Origin of the sequence: Thiocystis violacea (assembly GCF_016583565.1) — a bacterium.
Taxonomy (GTDB): domain Bacteria; phylum Pseudomonadota; class Gammaproteobacteria; order Chromatiales; family Chromatiaceae; genus Thiorhodococcus; species Thiorhodococcus violaceus_A.
In genome coordinates this window covers 1-558 of the sequence record NZ_NRRF01000259.1, presented here as the reverse complement: position 1 = coordinate 558, position 558 = coordinate 1, and the positions used below count along the sequence as shown (strand labels likewise).

At 66.1% G+C, this 558-nt stretch carries 1 protein-coding gene and 1 pseudogene; both read right to left on the bottom strand.

Going from position 1 to position 558, the window contains the following annotated elements; genetic code table 11:
- A pseudogene (locus tag CKO23_RS25100) lies at positions 1 to 346 on the bottom strand (lipoyl synthase); the annotation flags it as partial.
- Between the two features lie 58 nt (positions 347 to 404).
- The gene (locus tag CKO23_RS26855; RefSeq protein WP_369408016.1) at positions 405 to 545 is read right to left on the bottom strand and encodes a hypothetical protein; all 141 of its coding nucleotides are present in this window, start codon (positions 543 to 545) and stop codon (positions 405 to 407) included.
- Positions 546 to 558 lie beyond the last annotated feature (13 nt).

The following is a 558-nucleotide window of genomic DNA, read 5'->3' as shown; positions in this document are numbered from 1 at the left end:
CGGGGTCGAGCGCATGGGGCAGGCCGGTGGCGACATTGCAGAAGGCGCAGGCGCGGGTGCAGATTTCGCCCATGATCATGAAGGTGGCGTGCTTCCGGTCCCAACACTCGCCCTGATTTGGGCAATTGGCCTCCTCGCACACCGTGGCCAGCTTGTTGGCCTTGAGGATGGAGCGGGTTTCGGCCCACCCGGCCGAACCGGGCGCCTTGACGCGAATCCAGTCCGGCTTGCGCGCCACCGGCTGATCCGGCCGATGGGCTTTTTCGGGATGGCGCGGGCGCTCGTCGCCTCCGTTCGGGGCATCTTTGCGCGGGTCGGAATTGAGCAGGTCGATCACGACAGGCATGGTGCAAGGTTCCGTTGTCATTCTGTCATGCGCGGCCAAGGTCATTCTGTCAAATGGCTCAATTGATTGGCGGCGGCTCGAACGACACGCGGTCGAGCCCGGCCTCCAGCGCGACGCGCAGTTCGGCCAGCGCCTCCCCGGCGCTCATCTCGGTTTCCTGCGCATAGACCTGCGCCACCTGCATCGCCAGTTCGGCCAGCAGGCGGCCCCAC